The sequence below is a fragment of the Tepidimonas sp. HKU77 genome, from assembly GCF_049728535.1.
Lineage (GTDB): Bacteria > Pseudomonadota > Gammaproteobacteria > Burkholderiales > Burkholderiaceae_C > Tepidimonas.
On record NZ_CP187300.1, the window covers coordinates 2,340,197 to 2,364,598 of the forward strand.

23 protein-coding genes and 2 tRNA genes are annotated in these 24,402 nt (G+C 68.1%); 19 read left to right on the plus strand and 6 right to left on the minus strand.

The genetic code is table 11. From position 1 onward, the window contains the following. The first annotated feature begins 68 nt into the window (after positions 1 to 68). The 12 genes from hisS (at position 69) to ACPP3B_RS11355 (ending at position 12,897) form a co-directional block, all read left to right on the plus strand. A complete protein-coding gene (gene hisS, locus ACPP3B_RS11300; protein WP_424859043.1) occupies positions 69 to 1,388 on the plus strand; it encodes a histidine--tRNA ligase in 1,320 nt (439 codons plus the stop codon). Between the two features lie 48 nt (positions 1,389 to 1,436). Then, positions 1,437 to 2,102: a YfgM family protein gene (locus tag ACPP3B_RS11305; protein ID WP_299022595.1), complete on the plus strand. Its 666-nt coding sequence runs from the start codon at positions 1,437 to 1,439 to the stop codon at positions 2,100 to 2,102. Beyond that, positions 2,099 to 3,256, plus strand: coding sequence for an outer membrane protein assembly factor BamB (gene bamB / locus ACPP3B_RS11310; protein WP_424859044.1), 1,158 nt, complete (start codon positions 2,099 to 2,101; stop codon positions 3,254 to 3,256). The genes ACPP3B_RS11305 and bamB overlap by 4 nt, the downstream gene beginning before the upstream one ends. Then, entirely contained in the window at positions 3,253 to 4,596 is a 1,344-nt protein-coding gene (gene der, locus ACPP3B_RS11315; RefSeq protein ID WP_299022600.1) for a ribosome biogenesis GTPase Der, read from the plus strand. The genes bamB and der overlap by 4 nt, the downstream gene beginning before the upstream one ends. Positions 4,597 to 4,687: 91 nt before the next feature. Continuing rightward, complete coding sequence (gene hfq / locus ACPP3B_RS11320) at positions 4,688 to 4,942, plus strand: RNA chaperone Hfq (RefSeq protein WP_299022603.1); 255 nt, start codon at positions 4,688 to 4,690, stop codon at positions 4,940 to 4,942. After that, a complete protein-coding gene (gene hflX, locus ACPP3B_RS11325) occupies positions 4,939 to 6,150 on the plus strand; it encodes a GTPase HflX (RefSeq protein WP_424859045.1) in 1,212 nt (403 codons plus the stop codon). The genes hfq and hflX overlap by 4 nt, the downstream gene beginning before the upstream one ends. 59 nt (positions 6,151 to 6,209) lie before the next feature. Then, positions 6,210 to 7,526 carry an FtsH protease activity modulator HflK gene (gene hflK, locus ACPP3B_RS11330; RefSeq protein WP_299022625.1) on the plus strand — a complete coding sequence of 439 codons (1,317 nt, stop codon included), beginning with the start codon at positions 6,210 to 6,212 and terminating at the stop codon, positions 7,524 to 7,526. A 16-nt stretch (positions 7,527 to 7,542) separates the two neighbouring features. Next, positions 7,543 to 8,436 carry a protease modulator HflC gene (gene hflC, locus ACPP3B_RS11335; protein WP_299022626.1) on the plus strand — a complete coding sequence of 298 codons (894 nt, stop codon included), beginning with the start codon at positions 7,543 to 7,545 and terminating at the stop codon, positions 8,434 to 8,436. Positions 8,437 to 8,515: 79 nt separating this feature from the next. Beyond that, on the plus strand, positions 8,516 to 9,697 hold the full coding sequence (locus ACPP3B_RS11340; protein WP_424859046.1) for an ATP phosphoribosyltransferase regulatory subunit: 1,182 nt from the start codon (positions 8,516 to 8,518) through the stop codon (positions 9,695 to 9,697). A gap of 59 nt (positions 9,698 to 9,756) precedes the next feature. Beyond that, the gene (locus tag ACPP3B_RS11345) at positions 9,757 to 11,145 is read left to right on the plus strand and encodes an adenylosuccinate synthase (protein ID WP_424859047.1); all 1,389 of its coding nucleotides are present in this window, start codon (positions 9,757 to 9,759) and stop codon (positions 11,143 to 11,145) included. Between the two features lie 34 nt (positions 11,146 to 11,179). After that, the gene (locus ACPP3B_RS11350) at positions 11,180 to 11,704 is read left to right on the plus strand and encodes a phosphoribosyltransferase (protein ID WP_299022613.1); all 525 of its coding nucleotides are present in this window, start codon (positions 11,180 to 11,182) and stop codon (positions 11,702 to 11,704) included. Positions 11,705 to 11,718: 14 nt separating this feature from the next. Then, positions 11,719 to 12,897, plus strand: a complete 1,179-nt coding sequence (locus tag ACPP3B_RS11355) for a PLP-dependent transferase (RefSeq protein ID WP_424859048.1) — start codon at positions 11,719 to 11,721, stop codon at positions 12,895 to 12,897. Between the two features lie 50 nt (positions 12,898 to 12,947). On the opposite strand, the gene ACPP3B_RS11360 is transcribed toward ACPP3B_RS11355, so the two are convergent. Continuing rightward, positions 12,948 to 13,601: an arylesterase gene (locus ACPP3B_RS11360; protein ID WP_424859049.1), complete on the minus strand. Its 654-nt coding sequence runs from the start codon at positions 13,599 to 13,601 to the stop codon at positions 12,948 to 12,950. Between the two features lie 15 nt (positions 13,602 to 13,616). On the opposite strand from ACPP3B_RS11360, the gene ACPP3B_RS11365 reads away from it, so the two are divergent. The 4 genes from ACPP3B_RS11365 to rimO all read left to right on the plus strand — a co-directional run bounded on the left by ACPP3B_RS11365 (position 13,617) and on the right by rimO (position 17,270). Then, on the plus strand, positions 13,617 to 14,303 hold the full coding sequence (locus ACPP3B_RS11365) for an ABC transporter ATP-binding protein (RefSeq protein ID WP_299022618.1): 687 nt from the start codon (positions 13,617 to 13,619) through the stop codon (positions 14,301 to 14,303). 9 nt (positions 14,304 to 14,312) lie between these two features. Continuing rightward, positions 14,313 to 15,101 carry a 23S rRNA (guanosine(2251)-2'-O)-methyltransferase RlmB gene (rlmB, locus tag ACPP3B_RS11370; protein ID WP_424859050.1) on the plus strand — a complete coding sequence of 263 codons (789 nt, stop codon included), beginning with the start codon at positions 14,313 to 14,315 and terminating at the stop codon, positions 15,099 to 15,101. Positions 15,102 to 15,242: 141 nt separating this feature from the next. Then, entirely contained in the window at positions 15,243 to 15,785 is a 543-nt protein-coding gene (phaR, locus tag ACPP3B_RS11375; protein ID WP_424859051.1) for a polyhydroxyalkanoate synthesis repressor PhaR, read from the plus strand. A 60-nt stretch (positions 15,786 to 15,845) separates the two neighbouring features. Beyond that, positions 15,846 to 17,270: a 30S ribosomal protein S12 methylthiotransferase RimO gene (rimO, locus tag ACPP3B_RS11380; protein WP_424859052.1), complete on the plus strand. Its 1,425-nt coding sequence runs from the start codon at positions 15,846 to 15,848 to the stop codon at positions 17,268 to 17,270. Between the two features lie 82 nt (positions 17,271 to 17,352). Here rimO and ACPP3B_RS11385 read toward each other — a convergent pair. Together ACPP3B_RS11385 and ACPP3B_RS11390 are read right to left on the minus strand one after the other, a co-directional pair. Beyond that, a tRNA-Leu gene (locus ACPP3B_RS11385) sits at positions 17,353 to 17,437 on the minus strand. 152 nt (positions 17,438 to 17,589) lie between these two features. Then, positions 17,590 to 17,674: transfer RNA gene (locus ACPP3B_RS11390), tRNA-Leu, on the minus strand. Between the two features lie 63 nt (positions 17,675 to 17,737). Here ACPP3B_RS11390 and rnr point away from each other — a divergent pair. Both rnr and ACPP3B_RS11400 read left to right on the plus strand, forming a co-directional pair. Continuing rightward, positions 17,738 to 19,990, plus strand: coding sequence for a ribonuclease R (gene rnr, locus ACPP3B_RS11395; protein ID WP_424860185.1), 2,253 nt, complete (start codon positions 17,738 to 17,740; stop codon positions 19,988 to 19,990). Between the two features lie 36 nt (positions 19,991 to 20,026). Next, positions 20,027 to 20,575: a YggT family protein gene (locus ACPP3B_RS11400; protein WP_299019009.1), complete on the plus strand. Its 549-nt coding sequence runs from the start codon at positions 20,027 to 20,029 to the stop codon at positions 20,573 to 20,575. Between the two features lie 48 nt (positions 20,576 to 20,623). On the opposite strand, the gene glp is transcribed toward ACPP3B_RS11400, so the two are convergent. The 3 genes from glp to moaA are packed head-to-tail and all read right to left on the minus strand — an operon-like array spanning position 20,624 to position 23,754. Continuing rightward, positions 20,624 to 21,913, minus strand: coding sequence for a gephyrin-like molybdotransferase Glp (gene glp, locus ACPP3B_RS11405; RefSeq protein WP_424859053.1), 1,290 nt, complete (start codon positions 21,911 to 21,913; stop codon positions 20,624 to 20,626). Positions 21,914 to 21,952: 39 nt separating this feature from the next. Continuing rightward, positions 21,953 to 22,621: a molybdenum cofactor guanylyltransferase MobA gene (gene mobA / locus ACPP3B_RS11410; protein ID WP_424859054.1), complete on the minus strand. Its 669-nt coding sequence runs from the start codon at positions 22,619 to 22,621 to the stop codon at positions 21,953 to 21,955. Continuing rightward, positions 22,618 to 23,754, minus strand: coding sequence for a GTP 3',8-cyclase MoaA (gene moaA, locus ACPP3B_RS11415; protein ID WP_424859055.1), 1,137 nt, complete (start codon positions 23,752 to 23,754; stop codon positions 22,618 to 22,620). Before moaA ends, mobA begins: the two co-directional genes overlap by 4 nt. A 128-nt stretch (positions 23,755 to 23,882) precedes the next feature. On the opposite strand from moaA, the gene ACPP3B_RS11420 reads away from it, so the two are divergent. Next, positions 23,883 to 24,395, plus strand: a complete 513-nt coding sequence (locus ACPP3B_RS11420) for a TlpA family protein disulfide reductase (RefSeq protein WP_424859056.1) — start codon at positions 23,883 to 23,885, stop codon at positions 24,393 to 24,395. Positions 24,396 to 24,402 lie beyond the last annotated feature (7 nt).

Here is a 24,402-nt window from a genome sequence, read left to right on the forward strand (position 1 = left end):
GCAGGACCTTCCCCGTTTTTCTTCCGATCGCCGCTGCGTTGGTGGCAGCGGCGCCGTTGTGAATCGATATGACCGACAAAATCACCGCCGTCAAAGGCATGAACGACATCGTTGCGCCCGACTCCGCGCACTGGGAGTGGCTGGAGGCGCGCGTGCGCGAATGGTTCGCGCGCTATGGCTACCGCAACATCCGTACCCCCATCGTCGAGCCGCTGGCGCTGTTCGTGCGCGGCCTGGGAGAAGTCACCGACATCGTCGAAAAAGAGATGTACGCTTTCGAGGACCGGCTCAACGGCGAGCAGCTTGCGCTGCGCCCCGAGGGCACGGCCGGTGTGGTGCGCGCGGTGGTGGAGCATTCGCTGCTGTACGACGGCCCCAAGCGCCTGTACTACATGGGGCCGATGTTTCGGCATGAACGACCCCAGCGTGGCCGTTACCGCCAGTTTCATCAGATCGGCGTCGAGGCGCTGGGGCTGGCCGGCCCGGAGGCCGATGCCGAGCTGATCGCCATGGCCGCCGACCTGTGGCGCGAACTGGGGCTGCAGGACGTGACGCTCGAGATCAACACGCTGGGCCAGCCGCCCGAGCGGCAGGCGCACCGGCAGGCGCTCATCACGTATTTCGAGCAGCATCGGGACCAGCTCGACGCCGATGCCCAGCGACGCCTCTACACCAACCCGCTGCGCATTCTGGACACCAAAAACCCCGCCATGCAGGCGCTGGTGGAGGCCGCGCCGCGCCTGCTCGATCACCTCGGCTCCGGGTCGCTCGCGCATTTCGATACCGTGCGCCGCTTGCTCGACGCCATGGGCATCGCCTATCGCGTCAATCCACGCCTGGTACGCGGGTTGGACTACTACCACCACACGGTGTTCGAGTTCGTCACCCAGTCCCTGGGCGCGAAGGGCACGGTCTGCGCCGGCGGGCGCTACGACGGGCTGACGGCCGAGGTGGGCGGCAAGTCCGCACCCGGCGTGGGCTGGGCCATGGGCGTCGAACGGGTCTTGGAGCTGCTCAAAACCCAGCAGCGCCTGCCGTCGGTGCCGGTGCCGGACGCCTACGCCATCGTGCCCGACGCAGCCGCATGGCCGCAGGTCATGCCCGTGCTGCGCGTTTTGCGTGCCGCGGGCGTGTCCGTGCTCATGCACGCGAGCGGCCCGGACGGGCTGGGGAGCATGAAGTCGCAGTTCAAAAAAGCCGACGCCAGTGGGGCGCGCTTCGCGCTCATCTTCGGGGGCGACGAACTCGCGGCGGGGCAGGTGGCGATCAAGCCCTTGCGGGCCGGTGCCGACGGCACCGTGGGCGCCCAGACCACGCGGCCGTTGGCGCGCGTGGCCGATTGGGCGTCCGAGCTGCGTGCCCCGAGCACCCCGCGCACGGCGGCCTGAGCGCGCCCTCTACAATCCTCGCTACATTCATTTTTCTACGGCTCACGCATGGCGTCGCATTACGACCTCGAAGAACAGGAACAGATCGCGCAACTCAAGGCGTTCTGGGCCCGGTATGGCAACGCGATCACCTGGCTGCTGATCGTCGTGCTGGGTAGTTATGCTGCCTACCACGGCTGGCAGTTTTGGCAGCAGCGCCAAGCGGTGCAGGCGGCGGGGTTGTTCGATGAGTTGGAGCAAGCGGCGCGAGCGGCCGACATCGAGCGCGTGCGCCGCGCCTGGGCCGATTTGCAGGCGCAGGTGCCCCGCACCACCCAGGCCCAGCACGGGGCGTTGCTCGCGGCGCGCGTGCTGGCCGAAGCCGATCAGGCCAACGACGCCCGCGCCGCGCTGCAGTTCGTCATCGACCGCGGGCGCGACGAGGCGCTGGTCGCCGTGGCGCGCCTGCATCTCGCGGGGCTGGAGATCGACGCGGGCAACCTGGAGTCGGCGCAGCGGGTGCTCGACGCTCGCGTGCCCGAGGCGATGCGTCCCTGGTGGGCCGACCGGCGTGGGGACCTGCTGCAGCGACAGGGGCAGACCGATGCTGCGCGCAGTGCGTACCTGGAGGCGTGGCGCGGCATGGACGGCGCGCTCGGCTACCGGGCCATCGTCGAGGCCAAGCTCAACGCACTGGGTGTCGATCCGACCGCCGAACCGGAGGCCAAGCCGTGAACTTCTTTGACCGCCCATTTTTCGCCCCCACGCGCCGCCTCGCGTTGGGGCTGACCGGGGTGCTGCTGGCGCTGACCGTGGCCGGGTGCGCCTCGGGCTCGCGCAAGCCGCAACCCACCCCGCTGGAGCCTGTCGTCGCGCTGGTGCCCGCGCGGCAAGTCTGGACGCAGGCGATCGGCCCCGTCGATCCCCTGCTGGTGCCCGCCGTGCACGGGGGTGCGGTGGCGCTGGCCAATGCCGCCGGTACGGTCACGGTGCTCGAGGGCGAGACCGGGCGCGTGCGCTGGCGTGCCGAAGCCGGCGCGCCGATGGGCGCGGGCGTCGGCTTCGACGGGCGCCGCGTGGCGCTGGTGACGCGCGCCAATGACCTCGTCGTGCTCACCGAACGGGGCGTGGCATGGCGCCAGCGCCTGCCGTCGCGAACCTTCACGCCGCCGTTCGTGGCGGGAGAGCGGGTGTTCGTGCTCGGCGGTGACCGTTCCGTCGCCGCCTTTGACGCGCAGTCGGGCGCGCGCTTGTGGTCGCAGGCGCCACGCGGCACCGAGCCCCTGGTGCTGCAGCAAGCGGGGGTGATCGGCGCCGTCGGCAACACGCTGGTCGTGGGCATCGGTGGCCGCTTGGTGGGGCTCGATCCCGACGATGGGCGCGTGCGCTGGGAGGCTCCCGTGGGCCGCTCGCGCGGCGCCAACGAGATCGAACGGCTGGTCGATCTGGTGGGCCGCGTGGGACGCGACGGCGACGTGCTGTGCGTGCGGGCCTTTCAGTCCGCCGTCGGCTGTGTGGACGCTGCCAGCGGGCGCACGCTGTGGACCCAGCCGGCCGACGGCGCCACCGGCGTGCAAGCCGACGCCGAGCGTGTCTACGCCGTCGAGGCCAACGGGCGCGTGATGGCGCTGCGCCGCAGCGACGGCGCGCGCGTGTGGACCAACGAGCGGCTGCTGCACCGGGGGGTGTCGGCGCCGCTGGCGCTCGGGCGTTCGCTGGCGGTGGGTGACGCGCAGGGCTTCGTGCACCTGCTGTCGCGCGCGGACGGTTCCTTCCTCAACCGCCTGCCGACCGATGGGTCGGCCATCGTCGAGGGGCCGGTGCTCGTGGGCAACACCTTGGTGGCCGTCACCCGCAACGGCGGGGTTTTTGCGTGGCGTCCCGAATGACCGGATTCAAGCCCGTCGTCGCCCTCGTCGGACGGCCCAACGTGGGCAAGTCCACGCTGTTCAACCGCATCACCAAGAGCCGCGACGCGATCGTGGCCGACATGCCGGGCCTCACGCGCGACCGGCATTACGGCAATGCGCGGCTGGGGCGGCGCGAATTCATCGTCATCGACACCGGTGGCTTCGAGCCCGACGCGGAAAGCGGCATCTACCGCGAGATGGCCAAGCAAACCCGGCAGGCGGTGGCGGAGGCCGACGTGGTCATCTTCGTCGTCGATGCGCGCGCCGGTTTGAGTGCGCAGGATCACGATATCGCGGACTATTTGCGTCGGCTGGCCAAGCCCTGCTTGCTGGTGGCCAACAAGGCCGAGGGCATGCGCGAAGGCGCGCAACTAGCCGAGTTCTACGAACTGGGCTTGGGCGAGGTGATCCCGGTGTCGGCAGCGCACGGGCAGGGCGTGCGTTCGATGATCGAGGCCGCACTCGACCGGCTGCATTGGCCCGACGAGACACAGGAGGCGCTGCCCCCCGCCGAGCAGGATGCGGTCATTCGGCTGGCGGTCGCGGGTCGCCCAAACGTGGGCAAATCCACGCTCATCAACGCTTGGCTCGGCGAAGAGCGCTTGGTCGCGTTCGATCTGCCGGGGACCACGCGTGACGCGATCCGTGTTCCGTTCGAGCGCGACGGGCACCGCTTCGAGCTCATCGACACGGCCGGTCTGCGCCGCAAGGGGCGCGTATTCGAGGCGGTCGAGAAGTTTTCCGTCGTCAAGACACTGCAGGCGATCGAAAACGCGCACGTCGTGCTGCTGCTGCTCGACGCCACGCAGGGCGTCACGGAGCAAGACGCCCACATCGCCGGCTATATCCTGGACAGCGGTCGCTCCGTGGTGCTGGCAGTCAACAAGTGGGACGCGGTGGATGACTACCAGCGCCAGCTGCTGCAGCGCTCGATCGAGGCGAGGCTCGCGTTTCTGAAGTTTGCTCCGCTGCACACGATCTCGGCGCGCAAGCGGCAGGGCATCCAGGCGCTGTGGAAGTCGATCGCGCGCGCCTACGAGTCGGCGATGGTCAAGATGCCAACCCCAGTGCTGACCCGGCTGCTGCAGGAAGCGGTGGCGTTTCAGGCGCCGCCCAAGAGTGGAATGTTTCGGCCCAAGCTGCGCTACGCGCATCAGGGGGGGCAAAACCCGCCGGTCATCGTCATCCACGGCAACTCGCTCGAACACGTGGGCGATGCCTATCGGCGCTACCTGGAGGCGCGCTTTCGCAAGGCGTTCGACCTCGTCGGTACACCGTTGCGCATCGAGTTCAAGACGCAGGACAATCCCTACCGCTGACGCGCCGATCCCAGGCGCACGGCGGGCTGGGCGCTTTTGTGGTAACTTCGGCGTCCCCCATTTTTTCCTTGAACGGAACACGGAAGATATCGTGAGCAACAACAAAGGCCAACTCCTGCAGGACCCGTTTCTGAACCAACTGCGGCGCGAGCACGTGCCGGTGTCGATCTACCTGGTCAACGGCATCAAGTTGCAGGGACAGATCGAATCCTTCGACCAGTACGTGGTGCTGCTGCGCAACACCGTCACGCAGATGGTGTACAAGCACGCCATCTCCACCATCGTGCCGGGTCGCCCGGTGCAATTCACGGTGGGGCAGCCCGCTGAGGCGTCTTCGGCGTCGTGACGAGCGCCCCGCCGGTCACCCCATCGAACGTGGCCCCGGGCGTCATCCTGGTTGGCGTCGACATCGGGCAGCCGTCGTTCGACGCCACTCTCGACGAGCTGGCCCAGTTGGCCGAGTCGGCCGGCTACCGGGTTTGTGACAAAGTCGTCTGCCGCCGGCGCGCGCCCGATGCGGCGCTGTACGTCGGCTCCGGCAAAGCGGACGAGATCGGGGCGCTGGCGGCGGCCCACGGTGCCAGTGAAGTCCTGTTCGACCAAGCGCTCAGCCCGGCGCAGCAGCGCAACCTCGAGCGCCACTTGAAGATGCCGGTCAACGACCGCGTGTTGTTGATTCTGGACATCTTCGCCCAGCGCGCGCGCAGCCACGAGGGCAAGCTGCAGGTCGAGCTGGCCCGGCTGCAATACCTGTCGACGCGGCTCGTGCGGCGCTGGTCGCACCTGGAGCGGCAAAGCGGCGGCATCGGGCTGCGCGGCGGCCCCGGCGAGACGCAGATCGAACTCGACCGGCGCATGATCGCCGAGGCCATCGCCCGCACGCGCGAGCGGCTCGAGCGCGTCAAGCGCCAGCGCCGCACGCAGCGGCGCCTGCGTGAGCGGCGCGGCGCGTTCAATGTTTCGCTGGTGGGCTACACCAACGCCGGCAAGTCCACGCTGTTCAACGCGCTGGTCAAGGCGCGCGCCTATGCGGCCGACCAACTGTTCGCCACGCTCGACACCACCACCCGCCAGCTCTACCTGGGCGAGGTCGGCTGCAGCGTGTCACTGTCGGATACCGTGGGCTTCATCCGTGATCTGCCACACACGCTGGTCGAAGCGTTTGCCGCCACCCTGCAAGAGGCGCGCGACGCCGACCTGTTGCTGCACGTGGTCGATGCGTCCAATCCGCAGCATCCCGAGCAGATCGACAACGTCATGCAGGTGCTGCACGAGATCGGCGCTGCCGAGATCCCGCAGATCCTGGTGTTCAACAAGATCGACGCCCTGCCACCCGAGCGGCGGCCGCAGCATCCGCGTGATGTCACGGAACTCGAGGGGCGTGCGGTGACTCGGGTGTTTGTGAGCGCCCACACGGGCGAGGGCTTGGGACTTCTGCGCCAAGCCGTGGCCGAGGCGGTCGCCGCCCGGCTGACGGTGCCGACCCATGACGAGGGTGACTCACAATTCGGCACAATAACACTGCCCATCAACGATCCCATCATCCATCCATGAGCGACTTTCCCTCGGACGCCGCGCCCCTCGGACGCGAGCGCACCCCGCATAGGTCGGCGATGCAGCCACGCTGGTGGCATCGTTTGCGTGCGGTGTTCAACCTCAACGACCCCCGCTGGGGGCGTGGTGACGGCGATGGTGAGGGGCGCGGCAGCGACGGCCAGCGCCGGCCTGGCGGCGGTCAGACCCCGCCGGACCTCGACGAGCTGTGGCGCGACTTCAATCGCAAGCTCGGTGGCTTATTTGGTGGCCGTGGCGGTGGCGGCCGTCCGCCTGGTGACGACCGCGGTGGCTGGGGCCGTGGCGACGGCGGCGGGCCGATGCGGCCCGACCCCAAGGGCGCCGGGATCGGCGCCGGCCTGATCGTCGGCGTGGCGGTCTTGATCTGGCTGGGATCGGGCTTTTTCATCGTGCAGGAAGGCCAACAGGCCGTCATCACCCAGTTTGGCCGCTACCACAGCACCGTGGGCGCGGGTTTCAATTGGCGGCTGCCATACCCCATCCAGCGCCACGAAACGGTATTTGTCACCCAGATCCGCTCGGTCGACATCGGGCGCGACGCCATCGTGCGCGCCACCGGCCTGCGCGAGTCGGCCATGCTGACCGAGGACGAAAATATCGTCGAGATCAAGTTCGCCGTGCAGTACCGGCTGAGTGACGCGCGTGCCTACTTGTTCAACAGCCGCGACCCGGACGCAGCCGTGGTCAAGGCCGCCGAGACGGCGGTGCGCGAAGTCGTGGGCAAAATGAAGATGGACGCGGCGCTGGCCGAGGAGCGCGAGCAGATCGCTCCGCGCGTGCGCACGCTCATGCAAAACCTTCTCGATCGCTACAACGTCGGCATCGAGGTCGTGGGTATCAACCTGCAGTCCGGGGGCGTGCGCCCGCCCGAGCAGGTGCAGGCCGCGTTCGACGACGTGCTCAAAGCGGGCCAAGAGCGAGAGCGCGCGAAGAACGAAGCCCAGGCGTATGCCAACGACGTGGTGCCGCGCGCCCGTGGTGCGGCGGCCCGCCTGCTGGAGGAAGCTCAGGGCTACAAAGCGCGTATCGTCGCGCAAGCCCAGGGTGACGCGCAACGCTTCTCGCTCGTGCAGGCCGAGTACGCCAAGGCACCGCAAGTCACCCGCGAACGCATGTACCTCGAGACGATGCAGCAAATCTACGCCAACGTGACCAAGGTGCTGATCGACACGCGCCAGCAGTCCAATCTGCTGTACCTGCCGCTGGACAAGATCATGCAACAGGTTAGCCAGGGGGCATCCGCGTCGGCCGGCGCGGCAGCGGCGACCACCCCCGCGGCAGCCGCAGCGGGTGCGTCGGGTGCCGATGCGCGCAGCCGCGACGACCTGCGCAGCCGCGACCGTGAAGGGCGTTGACCGGAGTCCTACCATGATCAACCGCATCGGATTCATCGCTTCTTCGCTGCTCGTGTTGCTGGCGATTGCCAGCTCCACCCTGTTCGTGGTCGATCAGCGCCAGTTCGGCGTCGTGTTTCAGTTCGGCCAGATTCGCAAGGTGGTCACCGAACCCGGGCTGAACGTCAAACTGCCGCCACCGTTTCAAAACGTGTCGTACATCGACAAACGGCTGCTGACGCTGGAGAGCACCGACACCGAGCCGACGCTCACCGCCGAGAAGCAGCGCGTCGTCATCGACTGGTACGTGCGCTGGCGCATCTCCGACCCCTCGGCCTACATCCGCAACGTGGGGCTCGACGAGCGGGCCGGCGCGGCGCAGCTCAACCGCGTGGTGCGCAACGCCTTCCAACAAGAGGTCAACAAGCGCACGCTGCGCGAGTTGCTGTCCGTCAAGCGCGAGGAGTTGATGGCGGCCGTGCAGCGCGAGGTGCTGGCTGCCGTGCGGGGGGCCGAGAAGCCCTGGGGGATGGACGTGGTGGACGTGCGCATCTCGCGCATCGATTACGCCGAGTCGATCACTCGCTCTGTCTACGACCGCATGGAGGCGGAGCGCAAGCGCGTGGCCAATGAACTGCGCTCGACCGGTTTTGCTGAAGGCGAAAAAATCCGTGCCGAAGCCGACCGCGAACGCGAGGTGCTGCTGGCCGAAGCCTACCGCACGGCACAAAAGATCAAGGGTGAAGGTGATGCCGAGGCGGCGCGCATTTACAGCCAGGCTTTTGGCAAAGACCCGGCGTTCGCTCAGTTCTACCGCAGCCTGGAGGCGTACAAGGCCACCTTCGCCGGCAAGGGCGACGTGCTGATCGTCGACCCGTCGTCCGAGTTTTTCAAGGCGTTCAAGGGAACGGCGGCCGCCGGTGGCCGCTGATTCGGTGCCGCGCGCGGCTGCGCGTCATACGGGGCGGGGCCAGGGTAGAATCCGGCCTTTGCCCGACGTCGAACCACCCATGTCTGCCTGGCTGTTGCCGGACCACATCGCCGATGTGCTGCCCTCCGAGGCGCGCCACATCGAAGATTTGCGCCGTTGCCTGCTCGAAGCCGCCCGCGGCTATGGCTACGAGCTGGTCATTCCCCCGTTGCTCGAGCACCTGGAGTCGCTGCTGACCGGCACTGGCGAGGCGCTCGATCTGCAGACCTTCAAGCTGGTGGATCAACTCTCGGGGCGCATGCTCGGCCTGCGCGCCGACACCACACCGCAGGTGGCCCGCATCGACGCCCACCTACTCAACCGGCAGGGGGTCACCCGGCTGTGCTACTGCGGTCCCGTGTTGCACACGCGGGTGGATGCCGCGCATGGCAGCCGCGAGCCGCTGCAGTTCGGCGCGGAGATTTACGGCCACGCGGGGCTCCAGGCCGACCTGGAAGTGCTGGAACTGGCGCTGGATGCGCTGCGTGTCGCGGGCGTGCGGCGTTTGGTTGTCGATCTGGGCGACGTGCGCGTCGTCGATGCGGTGCTCGACGGCTGTGGCGCCACCCCAGTGACGGTGGCGCGTATCCATGCCGCGTTGGCAACCAAGGACGCCGCCACGCTGGCCCGGCTCGCGGCTGGCTTGCCCACGCCCGTCGCGCAAGGGGTGTTGGCCCTGCCCGAGCTGTACGGCGATGCGGCTGTGTTGCTCGCCGCACGGCAGCGACTGCCGGGCGGCGAGCGTTTACAGCGCGCCCTCGACGATCTGGCCTGGCTGGCGGCGCGCTTGCGCGAGCACGCCCCGGACGTCGAAGTCACATTCGACCTGGCGGACCTGCGCGGCTACGCCTACTACACCGGCGTGCGGTTTTCGCTGCTGGGGGCGGGCGAGGGCAGGGCGCCCGAGGAGATCGCCCGGGGGGGGCGCTACGACGAGGTGGGTGCCATCTTTGGGCGTCGGCGCCCGGCGGCGGGTTTTAGCCTCGACATCAAGCAGCTCGTGCGGCTGGTGGCCGCGGCCCCGCTGCGACCGGCGATTCGGGCCCCTTGGCGCCACGACGCCGCGCTGCGGGCCGCGATCGCGCGGCTACGCGCGGCGGGCGAGACGGTCGTGTGCGTGCTGCCGGGTCACGAGCACGAAGTCGATGAATTTGCCTGCGACCGTGAACTGGTGGAGCGCGACGGCGAGTGGCGGGTGCAACCGCTCGCTCCGGCGGGGTGAGCTGGCCGCACGGGGATGGGACCTTCTTTCCAGCAAAACCGATCGAGCGACCGTTTGCGATGAACGACAAGGCTTTTCAGCCCCAGCCGGGGCGCAACGTGGTGGTGGTGGGGACCCAGTGGGGGGACGAGGGCAAGGGCAAGCTGGTCGACTGGCTGACCGAGACCGCGCAGGGGGTGGTGCGCTTTCAAGGCGGGCACAATGCCGGACACACCCTGGTCATCGGTGGCGTCAAGACGGCGCTGCACCTCATCCCCAGCGGCATCATGCGCCCGGGGGTGACGTGCTACATCGGCAACGGGGTGGTGTTGTCGGTGGCCAAGCTGCTGGAGGAAATCGAGGGCCTGGAGCGCGCCGGTGTCGAGGTGCGCTCGCGCCTGCGCATCAGCGAAGCGTGTCCGCTGATCTTGCCGTTTCACGCCGCGGTCGACGTCGCGCGCGAGGTGGCCAAGGAACGGTCAGGCGCGGCCAAGATCGGCACCACCGGTCGCGGCATCGGCCCGGCCTACGAGGACAAAGTCGCGCGGCGCGCGCTGCGGGTGCAAGATCTGCAATACCCAGAGCGCTTCGCGGCCAAGCTGCGCGAGCTGCTCGACTGGCACAACCACGTGCTGACCACGTACTTGGGGTCGGCATCGATCGAGTGGGCGCCGGCGCTGCAGCCCTACCTGGAGGCGGGCCGGGTGCGCTTTGAGCCGGTGTTCGAGGAAGCGATGCGCCATGCCGAGCAGCTGCGCCCCATGATTGCCGACGTGTCGCGTGAGCTCAACGAGGCCCACCGGCAAGGTGCCAACCTATTGTTTGAAGGCGCGCAGGGCACCTTGCTCGACATCGACCACGGCACCTACCCGTTCGTGACCTCCAGCAACTGCGTCGCGGGCAACGCGGCGGCGGGCGCGGGGGTCGGGCCGGGCTTGCTGCACTACGTGCTGGGCATCACCAAAGCATACTGTACGCGCGTGGGCGGCGGCCCGTTCCCGACGGAACTGGACTGGCAAACCGAAGGCACGCCCGGCTGGCACATGGCCACCGTGGGTGCCGAGAAGGGCACCACGACCGGCCGGGCCCGGCGCTGCGGCTGGTTCGACGCCGCGCTGCTCAAGCGCTCGGCGCAGGTCAACGGCCTGTCGGGCCTGTGCATCACCAAGCTGGACGTGCTCGACGGCCTGCCCGAGCTCAAGCTGTGCGTGGGCTACCGGCTCGACGGCCGCGAAATCGATCTGCTGCCGCTGGGGGCCGACGAGATCGAGCGCTGCGAGCCGATCTACGAAACGCTGCCCGGCTGGAGCGAGGCGTCCGCGGGCGTGACGCGCTACGAGGATCTGCCGCTCAACGCACGCCGCTATCTGGAGCGCATCGAAGCCGTGACGGGCGTGCCCATCCACGTCATCTCGACCAGTCCCGATCGGGATCACACGATCCTGGTGCGTCATCCGTTTGCGGCCTAACCCGCCGCTGAGGCTTTTTCATCCGGGGGCTCCCATGCTGACCGAAGACGGCAAGCACCTCTACGTCTCGTACGACGAGTATCACAACCTGATCGAAAAACTCGCGATCCAGATTTATCAGTCGGGTTGGGAGTTCGACACCATTCTGTGCCTGGCCCGCGGTGGCATGCGTCCGGGCGACATCCTCAGCCGCATCTTCGACAAGCCGCTGGCCATCATGTCCACCAGTTCGTACCGCGCCGAAGGCGGCACGGTGCGCGGCCAGCTCGACATCGCGCGCTACATCACGACGCCCAAAGGGGAGATCGCGGGCCGCGTGCTGCTCGTCGATGACCTGGCCGATTCGGGGCACACGCTCAAGGCGGTCATCGAAATGCTGCGCAGCAACTATCCGCCGATTACCGAGCTGCGCAGCGCCGTCCTCTGGACCAAGGCGGTTTCGGTCTTCACACCCGACTATTCGGTCGAATTCCTGCCGACCAACCCCTGGATCCATCAGCCGTTCGAGTGCTACGACAACCTGCGTCCGCAGCAGCTGCTGGCCAAGTGGAAAGTCTGAACCCCTCCGCAGGGATGGGTGAGGCCACCCGGCTGATCCATCACCCCTACCGTGCGCCCTCAGGGTTCGATGCCGTACCCGTGGCGGTGCACAAAGCCTCCACGGTGTTTTTTCCCAACGTGGCGGCCATGCGCGAGCGCCGCTGGCAGGACAAGTCCGGCTACACCTATGGATTGCATGGCACGCCCACCACCTTCGTGCTCGAGGAGCGCCTGGCCACGCTGGAAGGGGGTCGGCACTGCGTATTGACGCCGAGCGGGCTGGCGGCCATCGCCCTGGTGGACTTGGCGCTGCTGCGCAGCGGCGACGAGGTGCTGCTGCCCGACAACGCCTACGGGCCCAACAAAGCGTTGGCCGCGCACGAGCTGGCCCAGTGGGGCATCGGGCATCGCATCTACGACCCGATGGACCCCGCCGACCTGGCGGCGGCGATCACCCCGCGCACACGCCTGGTGTGGCTGGAGGCAGCGGGTTCCGTGACGCTCGAATTTCCCGATCTGCCCGCGCTGCTGGCCGTGGTGCGCGCCGCCAACGCAGGGCGCGAGCGCCCCATCGTGACCGCGCTGGATGACACCTGGGGGGCGGGCGTGGCGCTGCGGCCGTTCGAGCTGGGGGTCGACGCGGCCATGCAGGCCCTGACCAAATACCCCAGCGGTGGCGCCGACGTGCTCATGGGCGCCGTCGTCACGCGCGACGACGCCCTACACCAGATGCTGCTGATGACGCACATGCGCTTAGGGCTGGGCGTGGGCGCCAACGATGTGGAAACCGTGCTGCGCGGTCTGCCCAGCCTGCCGCTGCGCTACCGCGCGCAAGACGCTGCTGCCCGCACGCTGGCAGCCTGGATGCGCGAGCAGCCGCGCGTGGCGCGCGTCTTGCACCCGGCACTGCCCGACTCCCCGGGGCACGCGGCCTGGCAGCGCGACGCGCGCGGGGCCGCCGCGCTCTTTAGCGTCGTGTTCGACGCCGCCGTGAGCCCACCGCAGGTGGATGCGTTTTGCGACGCGCTGCGGCTGTTCCGCCTGGGCTACAGCTGGGCTGGTCCGGTCAGTTTGTGTGTCCCCTATGACGTGCCGACGCTGCGCCAGCGCCCGTGGCCATACGGGCCGCGGCTGGTGCGCTTGGCCGTCGGCCTGGAGGACGTGGACGATTTGCGTGCGGATCTCGCACAGGCGCTTCGAGTGTTACTGTGATGCCGTGAACGGGAGAGTGTGCGAGGCTGGCCCGCTCGGCCTATCGGCGCTTATCCCCGTGGTAGCAGTGGCTGCAACGCCGGCCAGACGTTGTCCAGCAGGATGGGTTGCGCGCGCTCGTTGGGGTGGATGCGGTCGTCCTGAAACAGCGTGGGCGCGTGGGCGACGTCGGCAACGCCGGCCAGGAAGAACGGAACCAGCGCTACTTTCTCCTCGCGCGCCAAGTCGGTGTAGAGGGCGCGAAAGTCGGCGCGGAAGCGCTCGCCGTAGTTGGGGGGCATGTCCATGCCCAGCAGCAACACGCGGGCACCGGCGGCGCGGCTGGCGCGGATCATGGCGCGCAGGTTGTCGCGCGTGCTCTGCAGCGGCAGGCCACGCAGCGCATCGTTGCCACCCAGCTCGATGATGACGACGGCGGGCCGGTGCTGCGCCAGCAGCGCCGGCAGGCGCGAGCGGCCGCCCGCGGTGGTGTCGCCGCTGACGCTGGCGTTGACCACGCGCACGCGCCGCCCCGCCTGCGCCAGCCGCCGCTCCAGCAGCGCCACCCAGCCGCTGCCGCGTGCCAGGCCATACTCGGCACTCAGTGAGTCGCCTACCACCAGCACCACGGGTGTGGAACCTGCGGCCTGGGCGTGCGCTCTGACTGGCAAGCACGCCAGCGCCAGCGCGCCCAGCAGCAGCGCGTTACAGTCTCGTCGATTCACTCCAAACCGCCTTTCATGTCCACATCCATCATCACGGTGCAGCGCCTGTCCAAATCGGTCACGGACGCCACGGGCACGCTGCACATCTTGCACGAGGTCGATTTCTCCGTTGCCGCCGGTCAGACGCTGGCCATTGTGGGTGCGTCTGGCTCGGGCAAGAGCACATTGCTGTCGCTCATCGCGGGGTTGGATACGCCCACAACGGGCACGGTTCACCTCGGCGGTGTCGACATTTTCGCGCTGGACGAAGACGCCCGCGCGGCGCTGCGCGCGCGCCAGGTCGGCTTCGTGTTCCAGAGCTTTCAGTTGCTGGCCAACCTGACCGCACTGGAAAATGTCATGCTGCCGTTGGAGCTGGCCGGGCGGCGTGATGCGCGCGCGGCGGCGCGCCGCATGCTCGAGCGCGTGGGCCTGGGCGAGCGGCTGGGGCACTACCCCCGGGTGCTCTCCGGCGGGGAGCAGCAGCGTGTGGCGCTGGCGCGCGCGTTCGTCGTCGAGCCGGCCGTGCTGCTGGCCGACGAACCGACTGGCAGCCTGGACCACGCCACGGGTGAGCGCGTGATGCAGCTGATGTTCGACCTCAACCGCGAGCACGGCACGACGCTGGTGTTGGTGACGCACGACCCGGCGATCGCCGCACGCTGCGAGCGGCGCATCGCGATCGAAGCCGGGCGCGCCCGCGAATGGGTGCCGGGCGCATAATCGCGCCCCATGGCTTCCGAACCCAAAATCCTGTTTGGCTTTCACGCCGTGGGCGTGCGGCTCAAGATCGCACCGACCACCGTGTTGGAGGTCTATGTCGACCCTGCCCGACGCGACGCGCGCATGCGCCAATTCCTGCAGCGTGCGCAAGAGGCGGGCGTGCGCGTCATCGAGGCCGACGGGGCGCGGCTGGCCCGGCTGGCGGGCGGTGGGCATCACCAGGGCGTGGTGGCGCGTGTGCATCCGGTCGAACAGGCCCGCACGTTGGACGATTGGCTGGACCAGCTGGAGGCCCGCTCCGAGGCCGAGCGCCGGGCCGATCCGCCCCTGCTACTGGTGCTCGACGGCGTGACGGACCCCCACAACCTGGGGGCTTGCCTGCGCGTGGCCGACGGGGCAGGGGCACACGCCGTCATCGCGCCCAAGGACCAGTCCTGTGGCCTGAACGCCACGGTGGCCAAGGTGGCCAGCGGGGCGGCCGAGACGGTACCGTTTTTTCTGGTGACCAACCTCGCGCGCGCCTTGGAGGGACTCAAAGAGCGGGGCATCTGGGTGGTCGGCACCAGCGACGATGCGCCGCGCACGCTGTATCAGTACGACTGGCGCGGGCCCGCTGCGGTGGTGATGGGGGCCGAGGGCAAGGGCATGCGCGCACTGGTGCGCCGCACGTGCGACGAGCTCGTGGCCATCCCCATGCGCGGGGCGGTGGAGAGCCTCAACGTCTCGGTGGCCAGCGCCGTCTGTCTGTACGAGGCCGTGCGCCAGCGCCTGGGCTTGGATGCGTCGCACGGTCGTTGAGCGGGCGGGCGCCATCGGCCGCCCGTGCCGAGGCCGGGAAATCCCCGCTGGGCGTGCCGGCTCGAGCGCTCTACAATGCCCCGCGGGGTGTCGTGCAGTCGCGCGGCAGCAGGTGCAGCCATCGTCTCAGGAGTCCGTGACGTGCAGTCCACGAAGGCCAACCGGGCCGAACCATCCGATGCCGAGTCGCCGTCGGCCGGCACGCCGACGGTGCGTGTCATCAAGAAGTATCCCAATCGCCGCTTGTATGACACCGATTCGTCGTCCTACATCACGCTCAGTGACGTGAAGGCGCTGGTGATGCAGGGCGAGCCGTTCGTCGTGCGCGATGCCAAGACCGGTGAGGACCTCACGCGCGCCATCCTGCTGCAGATCATTCTGGAGGAGGAGACGGCCGGTGTGCCCCTATTCTCGGAGAAGATGCTCGCCAACATCATCCGTTTCTACGGCCATGCGATGCAGGACTTCATGGGCTCGTACCTGGAGCGCAACTTGCAGATCTTCATGGAGCTGCAGCAGAAGATGGCCGAGCAGGCCAAGGAGCTGACGCCCGAGCTGTGGCAGCAGTTCATGGCCGCGCAACCGCCGTTGGCCATGAGCCATTTTTTTGCCCAGCAACAAAAGGCCTTTGTCCAAATGCAGGAGCAGATGCTCAGCGCGTTCGGCATCAAGCGTCCGCATTGACCATCCGGGCGCAGTCATCGGGGGCGGTGCAAACCCGTATCGACCTGAGACAATACGGGGATGTCCACCCCGACCTCCGAACCCACGATTGGCGAGCGGCCCGCCGCGGCTGCACCCACCATCGGTTTTGTCAGCCTGGGTTGTCCCAAGGCATTGACGGACTCCGAGCTCATCCTCACGCGTCTGAGCGCCGAGGGCTACCGCACCAGCAAGACCTATCAGGACGCCGATCTCGTCATCGTCAACACTTGCGGCTTCATCGACGACGCCGTCAAGGAGAGCCTGGACGCCATCGGCGAGGCGCTGCGCGACAACGGCAAGGTCATCGTCACCGGCTGCCTGGGCGCACGTGCCAACGAGCATGGTGACAACCTGGTGCGGTCGCTGCACCCGGCCGTGCTGGCGGTCACCGGCCCGCACGCCACCGACGAGGTGTTGGCGGCGGTGCACGCGCACGTGCCCAAGCCGCACGATCCCTTCGTGGACTTGGTGCCCCCGCCGCGCAACGCCATCGATGGTGTCGGAGTCAAGCTCACCCCGCGCCACTACGCCTACCTCAAGATCAGCGAGGGTTGCAACCACCGCTGCACGTTTTGCATCATCCCGTCCATGCGGGGTGATCTGGTCAGCCGGCCCATCGGCGACGTGCTGACCGAGGCGCGGCGCTTGTTCGAAGGCGGCGTCAAAGAGCTGCTCGTCATCAGCCAGGATACGTCCGCCTACGGGGTGGACGTGCAGTACCGCACGGGTTTTTGGGAGGGCCGCCCGATTCGCACCCGCATGCTCGATCTGGTGCGCGAGCTGGGGATGCTGGCGCGTGCGCATGGCGCCTGGGTGCGGCTGCACTACGTCTACCCCTACCCGCACGTGGACGAGGTGGTGCCGCTGATGGCCGAGGGGTTGGTGCTGCCGTATCTGGATGTGCCGTTCCAGCACAGCCACCCGGACGTGTTGCGGCGCATGAAGCGCCCGGCCAGCGGCGAGCGCAACCTGGAGCGCATCCGCCGTTGGCGCGAGATCTGTCCCGAGCTGGTGGTGCGTAGCACCTTTATCGGCGGCTTTCCGGGCGAGACGGAGGAGGAGTTTGCCCATCTGCTCGACTTCGTGCGCGAGGCGCAGATCGACCGGGCGGGCTGTTTTGCCTACTCGCCGGTGCAGGGGGCGGCGGCCAATGCGCTCCCGGGGGCTTTGCCCGATGCGGTGCGTGAGGAGCGCCGGGCCCGATTCATGGCGGTGGCGGAGGCCGTGGCGATCGAACGCCTGCAGCGCCGCGTGGGCGCGACCATGCAGGTGTTGGTGGACCAGGCGGTTGGGCTGGGCAAGAAGGGCGGGGTGGGCCGCAGCTACGCCGATGCGCCGGAGATCGACGGCACGGTGCAATTGCTGCCGCCGGAGAAGCTGAGCAAAACGTACCGCGCGGGGGAGTTCATCCGGGCCCGGATCGTGGCTGCCCAAGGGCACGACTTGGTGGGTATCCCGGTCTGATGGGGCGGCCTGCCGTTGGTGGCGGGCCGCGGGCACAAAAAAACCGGCTGTCACACGAGCCGGTTTTTCGTTCGTCTGTCACTGGTGCCCAGGAGAGGACTCGAACCTCCACGCCTCTCGGCGCTAGTACCTGAAACTAGTGCGTCTACCAATTCCGCCACCTGGGCGCACCGGACAGCCCGAAATTATAACAACTTTTTACCGTTGACCGCCCGTCACGGCGAGCCTGGCTCGCGGTATGATCAGGGCCTTGTCAGGCGCGACTGATGCACTTCACCACGTGTGATGTGTCAGCACTGACAAGCCGACGGTTTGCCTTTGGTGCCCAGGAGAGGACTCGAACCTCCACGCCTCTCGGCGCTAGTACCTGAAACTAGTGCGTCTACCAATTCCGCCACCTGGGCTTAAGGAAAGAGCCAAAATTATACACATGACGCGGGCCGCGCCCGCAGGAAACCCATTTGTCCGTGAAAGAAAAGAACCCAGTTGTCCTGACCGAAATCGAAGGGGTGGTCGTTGGCCACCGCGATGGCCACGGCTTCGTCGTGCGCGACGACGGTCAGCCTGACATTTATCTGCCGCCCAACGAGATGCGCGCAGTGCTGCACAAAGACCGCGTGCGCGTGCGCATCGTGCGCCAGGACCGCCGCGGCCGCCCCGAGGGTCGGGTGACGGAGATTCTGGCGCGCGCCGACACCCCCATCATCGGGCGGCTGTTGCACGAAGGCGGTGTCTGGCTGGTGGCGCCGGAAGACAAGCGCTATGGCCAAGATGTGCTCATCCCCAAGGGCGCAACCGGTTCGGCCCAGCCCGGGCAGGTGGTCGTGGTCGAGCTCACCGAGCCACCCGCCCTGTATGGACAGCCTGTGGGACGGGTCAAGGAAGTGCTTGGCGACATCGACGATCCGGGCATGGAAATCGAAATCGCGGTGCGCAAGTACGGAGTGCCGCATATGTTTTCCGAGGCCACGGTGGCCGAGGCGCGCGCCTTGCCGGATCGGGTGCGCGCCACCGACCGGCGCGGCCGTGTCGATCTGACCGACGTGCCGCTGGTCACGATCGATGGCGAGGATGCGCGCGATTTCGACGATGCGGTGTATTGCGAACCGGCGCGCGTCGGTCGCGGCAAGGGCTGGCGGCTGCTGGTGGCGATCGCCGACGTCAGCCACTATGTGCGCAACGGCTCGGCGCTGGATATCGATGCCTATGACCGAGCCACCAGCGTGTATTTCCCGCGCCGCGTCATTCCGATGCTGCCGGAGAAGCTCTCCAACGGGTTGTGCTCGCTCAACCCAGGCGTGGACCGCTTGTGCATGGTGTGTGACATGCTCATCGATGCCAAGGGGCAGGTCCAGGCCTACCAGTTCTACCCCGCGGTGATGCACAGCCACCAGCGCTTCACGTACACCGAGGTGGCGGCCATTCTGCAAAACACGCGGGGACCAGAGGCACAGCGGCATGCAGCCTTGGTGCCTCACCTGCTGAATCTGCACGACGTCTATCGCGCGTTGCTCGCGGCGCGGCAGGCACGGGGCGCGGTGGATTTGGAAACGGTGGAGACGCAGATCGTCTGTGACGAGGCGGGACGCATCGAGCGCATCGAGCCGCGCACGCGCAACGACGCGCATCGGCTGATCGAGGAGGCGATGCTGGCTGCCAACGTGTGCGCTGCCGAGTTCATCGCCACCCACCAGCACCCCTGCCTGTACCGCGTGCACGAGCGTCCGTCGCCGGACAAGGTGGAGATCCTGCGCGAATACCTCAAGGCGTTGGGGGTGCCCTATACCGTGCCGGATTTGCCGACCCCACGCGATTTTCAGGCCATCTCGCAGGCCACGGCGGACCGGCCCGATGCGCCGCAGATCCACCAGATGTTGCTGCGCTCGATGCAGCAGGCCATGTACTCCCCGCACAACGTCGGGCACTTCGGGCTCGCGTTCGAGGCGTACACGCACTTCACCAGCCCCATCCGGCGCTACCCGGACCTGTTGGTGCACCGCGTCATCAAAGCCATCTTGAAAGGCGAGCGCTACCATTTGCCCGAGTTGCCGCTACCGGGCGAGGCGCAGGCCAAGCTGGCCAAGCGGCTGGAGGAGCGCGGCGCGTCCGAGGCGATGAAACGCTCGCGCGGCCGACCGTCGAACGAGGTGCTGGGTTGGGAAGCCGCGGGGCTGCACTGTAGCGCCAACGAGCGCCGGGCCGACGAGGCCAGCCGCGACGTCGAGGCCTGGCTCAAGTGCAAGTACATGCGCGAGCGCCTGGGCGAAGAGTTCACCGGCACCGTCACCGCTGTCACCAGCTTCGGCCTGTTCGTCACGCTCGATACCCTCTATGTCGAGGGGCTGGTGCATATCACGGAACTGGGCGGTGAGTATTTCCGCTACGACGAGCGTCGCCAAGAACTGCGCGGTGAACGCACCGGTGTGCGCTACACGCTCGGCTCCAAGGTCGCGGTACAGGTCAGCCGGGTCGATCTGGATGGCCGTCGCATCGACTTTCGCCTGGTTCGAGACGACGAGATGGCGCCAGAGGCACGCACGGCGCGTGCGGCCATGGGCGGACCAGAGCGCGAGGGGGGCGAGGGCAGCGCCGAGCCGACCCACGGGCGCCGCACGCGCGCCAAGGGGCAGCAGAGCAAATCGGCGCGCGGCGGCGCCAAGCCTGCGGCACAATCGCCAGCGCCACGCCGTGCGCGACACCCGCGCAGCGGGCGTGGTTGAGACTGTCCCGAGTCCCTGCATTCGAGTGTCATGGCCATGCGCATCGTCGTTTTCCTGCTCGATACCGTGTTTTTCTTCCTGGTGGGCGCGGCGCTGCTGCGGGGTTGGATGAATACGCGCCGACTGCGCATGACGGCCCAGCCCGGGCCATTCATCATGGCGCTGACCGACTGGATCGTGCAACCCCTGCGGCGCACGCTGCCACGCGCTTGGCCGCAGTCCACCGTGGACTGGGGCAGTTTTCTGGCGGCGGTGGTGTTGGCGCTGGCGCATGCGGGTCTGCTGCACCTGCTTTGGGGGGGAGCTCTGCCCGGGGTGCAAACCTTGGGCTTTGCGGTCACCGTCCCCGTGCTGGCACTGCAGCTGCTGCTGCGCACGGCTCTGCAGGGTTTGATGGTGTTGCTGCTGGTGTACGCGGTGTTGACGTGGGTGCAGCCGTTTTCGCCGCTCATCGGCACCCTGGGGCGGCTGCTCGATCCGTTGCTCGCCCCGGTGCGCCGGCTGCTGCCCACGATCGGCGGGGTCGATCTGTCGGTGCTGGTGCTGCTGATCCTGCTGCAGATCGGCCTGATGTTGCTGGGCTGATCGGGTTGCGGCGGCAAACGTCCACTCGGGCGAGTTGCACCGCAGGCGTCAGAGGATCCCCTCGAACAACAACACGTCCACCTCGTCACCGACGGCGACCGTGCCCTGGTCGTGGCCCAGCACGATCAGCGCATTGGCTTCGACCATCGAGCGCAGCACGCCCGATCCCTGATTGCCCGTGGTGCGCACGTGCACGCTGCCATCGGCCGCGCGCCAGACGATGCCCCGTTGGTATTCGGTGCGGCCGGGTTTTTTACGCATGACCTCGGCGGCGCGGGCCCGCATCGGCATCGGCAGCGTTGCGCGTGCACCCATCAGGCGCAGCAGCGCCGGCCGTACGAAAGCCAAAAACGTCACCATCACCGCGACGGGGTTGCCGGGCAGGCCGAACAACAGCGTGGGCGGGCGATCATCGCTCTGGCGCAGCCGCCCGACCGCCATCGGTCGCCCCGGGCGCATCGCGATGCGCCAAAACACCACCTCGCCCAAGCGGCGCATCATCGCCTTGGTGTAGTCGGCCTCGCCCATGCTGACGCCGCCGCTGGTGATGACGGCGTCGGCCTGCGCGGCTGCGTGCCGAAATGCCGCTTCCAGCGCGTCGGGCGCGTCGCGCACCACGCCCAAGTCGATCACCTCGACCCCGAGGCGGCGCAACATCGTCCCTACCGTGTAGCGGTTGCTGTCGTAGATGCTCCCCTCGCGCAGCGGCTCACCCAGCGACAGGATTTCGTCACCGGTCGAAAAATATGCCACCCGCACCCGCCGCCACACCGGCACCTGCGCGATACCCAGGCTGGCGATGAGCCCCACCGCAGCGGGCCCGAGCCGCTCACCCGCACGCAACGCCGGCCTACCCGCCGCCAAGTCCTCACCGCGCAGGCGCCGGTGCTCTCCGGGCCGAACCGCACCGGCGGGCACCACGACGCTCCCGTCGGGTCGCACGCGGGCGAACTCGACCGGCACGACGGTATCCAGCCCCTCGGGCATCACCGCCCCGGTCATGATGCGCACGCAGGCATCGTCGGGCACGGGTTGCGTCCAGCGCGGACCGCCCGCGACCACCGTCCCCAAAACGCGCAGCGCGGTGTCGCGGTCGGATGACAGCGCCGCACCGCGGACCGCAAAGCCGTCCATGGCCGCGTTGTCGTGCGGCGGCACGTCGATGGGCGAGAGGATATCTCGCGCCAGCACGCGATCCAGCGCGTCGACCACGGCGACGGTTTCGAGCTCCGCCACCGGCTCGACCATGCGGTGTAGAAAATCGACGACGAGGGGGGCGGGCAGGGCGGCCGGGTCGTAGCCCTGCAGCTCGGCAGCAATCTGTTCCAGGCTTTTCATGAGAAGCAGTGGGATCGTGGCGACGCGCCCGGCGGCGCGTCACGGGTGTTGTGCAGGGGTGGCCGTGGTCTCCAGCGCGTGCAAATCGGCCAGCGTGTTGACATTGGCAAAGGCGAGGGGGTCGTCATTCGGTCGGTCGAACGCCACCGGCACGCAGCGGTGGCGTGCCGTCCAGGCGTCGATCTTGCGTCCCCCTTCGCTCAGAAAGCGGTCCAAATCTTCCAGCAAGTGGGTGCCCAGCAACAAAAAGACGGGTTGCGTGCGTACCCGCCCGTCAGCCTCTGGGCCAGCGGCCATGGCCAAGTCGGCCTGGTGTTCGATCAGGGTCTGGCACATCCGGTCGGCCAGGTCGAGCGGAAAGCGCGGCGCGTCGCACGGCACGGTCAGCACGAATGGCGTTTGCGCATGGGTGAGCGCGGTCAGCATTCCCGCCAGCGGCCCGGCAAAGCCGCCAACGGTGTCGGGCCAGACGGGAACGCCGAACCCCTCGTACGCCCCCAGATGGCGGTTGGCGTTGATCATGACGTCGCCGATCCAGTCGCCGCGCTGCTGGCGCAGGCGCAGCAGTGCGTTCAGGGCCAGCGGCACGCCGCGGTAGGTTTGCAGCCCCTTGTCGATGCCGCCCATGCGGCTGCCCTGACCGCCTGCCAGCACAACGCCGGTGACGCTGCCCGGTACAGGTGATTCCCCCGCGGTCATGCGCTTCATCCCCCGATGTAGCTCATTTCGATGCGGCGTGCAGCGCTGCGCTGTTCCGCCGGCAGCAGGGCGCGCAGTTCGGAGTAACGGTCGTTGCGTCCCTGCCAGATGGCGGCCAGCGACGACGCGATGTCTTCGTCGCTGGCCCCACCGCGCAGCAGGCTGCGCAAGTCATAGCCGCGGTCGGCAAACAGGCACAGATAGACCTTGCCCTCGGTCGACAGACGGATGCGGTTGCAGTCGCGGCAAAAAGCCTGTGTGACGCTGCTGATGAGGCCGATTTCGCCCAATTGGGGATCGTGCCGCCCATCGGGTCCGGCATAGCCCCAGCGTTGGGCGGTCTCGCCCGGCGCGCTCGGCTCCAGCGGCACCAGGGCAAACTCGCGCTGCAGCCGTGCCAGCACGTCGGCACTAGGCAGCACTTCATCCATGCGCCAGCCATTGGTGGCGCCCACGTCCATGTACTCGATGAAGCGCAGCACAATACCACTGCCGCGAAAATGCCGCGCCATGGGGGTGATCTGGTCGTCGTTCGTGCCGCGCTTGACGACCATGTTGACCTTGATCGGCCCCAGCCCAACCGCCTGCGCGGCGGCGATGCCATCGAGTACCTCGCCCACGGGAAAATCGACGTCGTTCATGCGGCGAAAGACGGCGTCGTCCAGTCCGTCGAGGCTGACCGTGACGCGCTGCAGCCCGGCGTCGCGCAGCGCCCGCGCCTTGCGGCGCAGCAGGCTGCCATTGGTGGTCAGTGTCAGGTCCAGCGGCTCGCCCTCGGGCGTGCGCAGGGCAGCCAACTGCTCGATCAGGATCTCCAAGTTTTTGCGCAACAGCGGCTCGCCCCCGGTCAGGCGTAGCTTGCGCACGCCGTGCGCCACGAACAGCCGTGCCAGCCGCGTGATTTCCTCGAACGTCAGCAGCGCCGCGTGTGGCAGATAAGGGTAGTCCTTGGTGAAGACATCCTTGGGCATGCAGTAGCTGCAGCGAAAGTTGCAGCGATCCGTCACGCTGATGCGCAGATCCCGCAGCGGGCGACCCAGTCGGTCCGCGACATGGCCACGTGGCACGATGGGTACGATGGGGCGCGGTGCGCTCAGCGCCGCGATGCGCTGATCGACCAAGGGAATGACACGCTCGGACATGTGCGCTAGATTAGCAGCATTGCGGTGAATGTCCACCGAGACTTACCCGGATCCCGCGTACTCGGCGCGGATGCTGTCACAGGAAATGGGGTTGTGTGATGTGGCGACGCAGACACTGGTTGGTACACATGGCAGGGAGCGTACTGGCAGGCTGGAGTGGCCAGCGGGCCTGGGCCCAACCGGCCGATGTGGCGGCGGCCGAGGCGCGCGCGCCTGCCCTGCCAGCACTGGGCGCGCCATGGCGCGTGCCGTCGATGGAGCGCCTAGACGGCACGCGGTTCGAGCCCGCCGATGCCGAGGGGCGCGTGCTGGTGCTGTACTGGTGGGCCAGCACCTGTCCGTTTTGTGCGGTGACGTCGCCGCACATCGAGCGCTTCTGGCGCACTCACGCCACACAGCCCGGCTGGCTGTTGCTGGGCTTGTCCATCGACCGCACGGCCGACGCCGCGCGGCGCTACCTGCAACAGCGCGGCTACACCTTTCCGAGCGCCTGGGTGACGCCGGAGGTCCAGCGTGCCATGCCCAAGCCCAAGGGGCTGCCCATCACGCTGGTGCGTGGGCGTGACGGCCGCATCGTCATGGCCGAGCGTGGACAGCTCTTCCCCGAGGATGTGGAGGGCATCGCGCGCTTTTTGACCTGATGGGGCG